This window comes from Thermogutta sp. (genome assembly GCF_014359955.1).
Taxonomy (GTDB): Bacteria; Planctomycetota; Planctomycetia; order Pirellulales; family Thermoguttaceae; genus Thermogutta.
Window position 1 is genome coordinate 1 of the sequence record NZ_JACIYL010000381.1, and the last position, 4,154, is coordinate 4,154.

Sequence of the window (4,154 nt, forward strand, 5' to 3'; positions counted from 1 at the left end):
AATGAAACACCCAACGTGGCGTGTCCTGGTACATCATCGGCGAGAACGCTCTTGGCGATTACCCTCGGCGGCGGATGGCGGTCGGGGTGGATTGTGACGGATATTTTTGTTGCTCGGTACGCAAGTTTCGTGAGGGACGGATCGAACGTGCGGGAAAGCCGGGTCAATGCGCTCTTGGCGCAAAACCTGAATGTGCGGTGAACTTGCGTCAACGCGACGAATTTTTCCGGACGCCGGCACAACCCACGGGGTCACCAGCGAAGTTATGACCTAGACTTCCAAAGGAAGGGACCAATCGCGCTGGATAGCACTCGGGAATATTGCAGCGAGTGTTGTACAGCGACTCACGAAGTCCCTATCACGAAGCCTGAGGGTTTGTCCCTTGGTGACCCCAAAAGGCTTCTGAATTGATTGGAGTCGGCCGGCCGTAAACACGAACGAGAGCCATTTGCTCCCAGATCCTGGACATTGGTGAAGAGAGAAGGAGAACAACGATGGCCAAGCGGGTTCTCATTGCAGACGATTCGGTCCTCATTCGACGAATGATCGCCGAGATCCTTTCCCAGGCGGGGTGGGAGGTGGCTGCCGAAGCAGGCAACGGCGCCGAGGCAGTGGCGAAATATATTGAGTGTCGTCCGGACGTGGTGACTCTGGACATCGTGATGCCGGGAACAGATGGGATGTATGCTTTGGAGGGAATTCTGGCCGCAGACCCAGAGGCCAAGATTGTTGTGGTGAGCGCCCTCAATCAGACGAAACTGATTTCAGAGGCCATTCGGAAAGGCGCTCAGGATTTCATCGCCAAGCCATTCCTCCCTGAACAACTTCTGGAGACTGTGGCGAATTGCGTAGACGAAGCGCCGGCTGCCGTCTGAACGACCGGTCTCCGCTGGAGGGTCTCCGACGGGCAGCGTGCCAGGAGAACCCACTGTCATTTGACGGCTTGAGCACGGAGCGTAAATTCAATCGTCCCCTGCCCGACCCGATTGGTGATCAGGTCGACAACGGTGAGTCGCAGGACATACCGACCCGGTGCTGCGTCCCTGGGGAACGACAGTTCGCAGCCGATAAAGAAATCCCGGCGTGGACGGCGGCAATACTCTTCGTTGGGGGCGTATTCGTAGCGAGCGACTTCCTTGCCGGCGCTATCCAGAATTTGATAACTGCTCCGCCATGCCGTGCGATAGCCCTTGGGCGTCGATTCCGCACTGAGGTTCTCGACTTCTGCGTACAGTAAAACCTTTTGTCCCGGGGCAAATTCGTATTTGTCAAATGATTCGTACACGCCCCAGCTTTGCACGGCTGTCACGAAGGCCAGCCCCGTTACTTCCAATGGGCATTCTTCTCCCAGTCGCCGCAGGCCGTTCTGAAGATGCCGCCGAGCTTCGGCAAGCCGGAGCTTCGGGTCAGGATTAAGCTGTGAATCCTCCAGGAGCCCCAGAGCAAAAAGCGTTTCCGACCAGAATTCCTGAAGCGCCGGGCTCGTCCCCGGAATGGGCTGCAAGGCATTTTCTCGGTTGCCAAGTGCGAGTTCCAAAAGACGGAGCCGGACTTCCTCGGATTCGCTCCGGCGAGGAGCATTCTCAAGGCGATCGACCGCCTGTCGAAGGTACTCCTGCCAGGTCGCATCCGACGGAGTGGTTGCAACTACCGTGCCGCGATCGCGCCGAAGAGAGACGTCACTGACGGTGGCTTCACCGACCGACTGCGGGCCAGTGGGGTTGCCCGACGACGACTGGTCAAACGGGCGTGGCGTTTCCGATCGGGTTACAACAGACGTGGGCTGGCCGGTTGGTTGAGGAAAGGTCTCGGAGCCGCTCGCAAAGCCGCGACTTTCGTCGGGGGTAGTGGAACGATCAGTCACCTTTAACGCGGCGCTCTGGATATCGGGAAAGGTTGGATGCACTTCGGAAGCTTGAGTGTGGGCCGCCAGTAAAGGCAGGGTAGAATCGGTAGCTGGCGTGAGGGAAGAACTCGTGGAGCTGACTTCAGTTGGTTTGACGGTGGTCAGACCTCGCTTGCGGCGCAGCTCGACGCTGGCGCGGAAGAAATCGACAACGGCCGGCCAGAGATCGGGAGGCGTGCGACAGAGATCGTCGATAAGCTGGGCTTTGTTCTCGGGGGTCAGAAGCCCCTCGGCCTCCAGCTCTTCCACAAGCAGGTTGATCGAGATGGCGTTCGGTCGACTTCCCTCTGCGGAGGGGATGTTCATGGGGTTCTGTTCGGGATTCTCTGCCGACTCAGTACTCTTCTTCGGGGCCGGAGGCTGCGAAGATACGGTGCTCCCTTTTTCTGACGGTTCGCTGGCCTTCTCAGTGGGCCCGTGAGCGGCCTCGGTGGTTTGGCTCTGCACGGAGTTCTGTTCCACACCGTGCGAAGCGGAAGAAATAGCACTGGTTTGCGAATCTTTGGAGCGGAACGGTAGTCCAGGCTGAGACGGGAGGGACGCGCAGCCGACCAGCCCAGCGCAACTCAGGAACGTCAGGAGAAAGCAGAGGCGTTGCAAGTGGTTCATCCTTGATGCCACGCGCAGTGACTCCGATTCCGGGGCGGAATCTTAGCAAACACGGTGGGTCTTGCTCAAGACACGATTGATAGCCCGCTCCAAGGGTGAAAGGATCGCGGGACCTCGGCAGCGAAGCCAACACCCACCTTCCGGTGGCAGGATGGAGAAAATCCGTGTTATGACAAATGTGCATGTTCTGTTGGATGTACACAGCGTGCGTTGACTACAGTTAGGACAGCCGGCCGGTCGAAGATTTCCCGCACCCCAGGGTCAGTTTTTAGGGCCAGCTTCGTTAGCACGACTCGTAAGTGGTGAATTTTAGAAAAGTTGGGAAGTTCGCGGCTGTTTGATAATCTATAGTTGTCAAGGAAACATTGAGTGCACTACAGTTGTCACGTTTTTCGAAGGAGAGTAGCGCATGGTTTACGTCTGGGACAAATCAATGAGCACCGGCGTTCCGCGAATCGACGCACAACATCAGGAACTCATTCAAAAGTTGAACGGTTTGCTGGCAGCGATGAAAGCGCGCAAAGGTCAGGAAGAGTTGGCCAAGCTGATTGGATTCCTCGGGGAGTACGTAATCAAGCACTTTTCTGACGAGGAAGCAGAGATGGAACGCAGAAAGTGTCCCCTTGCTTTAACCAACAAGTTGGCCCACCAACAATTTGTGCGGAATTTTCAGAATTTTAAGAAACAATTCGAAACGGAAGGGGTCACACCCACGCTGATCCTTGCAGTCCAGAGAGAGCTGGGTGATTGGGTCGTCCAACACATCAAGCAGGTGGACACGAAACTGGCAGCCGTGGTCAACCAGCCGGTGGCCAGGTAACGGGGGCACCTCGCCGAGCGTTTCAACGCTCAGGGGCCCGCAACATCCGTCTCTTATTTTGCCGATGCGGTAGGCGGCCTCTTGTGGCTCGCCTACCTTTTTTCATGGCATTTGTCTCCAAAACCCTAAACGCTCTGCGGTGTCTTCCCTCGACTCGTTCTCCCGCCTTGTTACGCCTTTCCCGGGGTTTAAATCTTGCCTGCTTTAAAGAGGAAAATTGCTTTTCGGGCAGTGTCTGCTTGTGGAAAACTATTGGAGTTGGCCGCGAATTTGGTACGATGAAAAAAGGTTTCAGGCGGGAGAGGAACTTCAGGGCGGTTTTGCTCGAGGGGAGATGGATCCGTGTTTCGCTACGTCAGCCAGTTTGTCACCCGTTATTGGCCGCTGGTTTTTGTCGGCTGGGGAGCCGTTTTTCTCATCCTTCACTTCGCTGCTCCGGTATGGGACGATGTAGCTCGTGATGGCGACTTTGCATACCTTCCGGACCGCGCGGCAAGTGTCCAGGGTGAAAAACTTCGCGCGGCGGCCTTCGGAAAATCAGAATCTCAAAGTGAGGTGGTCATCGTTTTAGCACGCCGGGACGGCCCGCTGACCGCTGAAGATCTCGCCTTCTCCGAACGCATTGTGGAAACGTTCCAACCGAAGGAAGGAGAAGAAACACCCATCGTCAATGTGACCGGGCCGACTGCCCAGGTTGTCGGCAAGAAATTGAAGAGTCCCATCACAGACCACGGTCAAGCAGCTCTCGTCATTCTGCAAATGCGCGGGGAAATCATGGCCGTGGAGAATATGAAGCCCCTCGCGGAGATTTACAGAAAA

5 protein-coding genes are annotated in these 4,154 nt (G+C 56.4%); 4 read left to right on the top strand and 1 reads right to left on the bottom strand.

What is annotated here, in order from left to right:
* Both H5U08_RS11660 and H5U08_RS11665 read left to right on the top strand, forming a co-directional pair.
* A partial coding sequence (locus H5U08_RS11660) for a hypothetical protein (protein ID WP_297033195.1) occupies window positions 1-201 on the top strand: 201 nt, incomplete at its 5' end.
* 293 nt (window positions 202-494) lie between these two features.
* The gene (locus H5U08_RS11665) at window positions 495-875 is read left to right on the top strand and encodes a response regulator (RefSeq protein WP_297033196.1); all 381 of its coding nucleotides are present in this window, start codon (window positions 495-497) and stop codon (window positions 873-875) included.
* 56 nt (window positions 876-931) lie between these two features.
* Here H5U08_RS11665 and H5U08_RS11670 read toward each other — a convergent pair whose 3' ends face one another.
* Window positions 932-2,353 carry a hypothetical protein gene (locus tag H5U08_RS11670; RefSeq protein WP_297033198.1) on the bottom strand — a complete coding sequence of 474 codons (1,422 nt, stop codon included), beginning with the start codon at window positions 2,351-2,353 and terminating at the stop codon, window positions 932-934.
* A 571-nt stretch (window positions 2,354-2,924) separates the two neighbouring features.
* Between H5U08_RS11670 and H5U08_RS11675 the strand changes: the two genes are divergently transcribed.
* A complete protein-coding gene (locus H5U08_RS11675) occupies window positions 2,925-3,335 on the top strand; it encodes a hemerythrin family protein (protein WP_297033200.1) in 411 nt (136 codons plus the stop codon).
* 342 nt (window positions 3,336-3,677) lie between these two features.
* A partial coding sequence (locus H5U08_RS11680) for a hypothetical protein (RefSeq protein WP_297033202.1) occupies window positions 3,678-4,154 on the top strand: 477 nt, incomplete at its 3' end.

Bases quoted from the DNA above. Each gene is read 5' to 3' on its own strand.
- H5U08_RS11665 (WP_297033196.1), top strand. From the start codon at position 495: ATGGCCAAGCGGGTTCTCATTGCAGACGATTCGGTCCTCATTCGACGA.
- H5U08_RS11675 (WP_297033200.1), top strand. From the start codon at position 2,925: ATGGTTTACGTCTGGGACAAATCAATGAGCACCGGCGTTCCGCGAATC.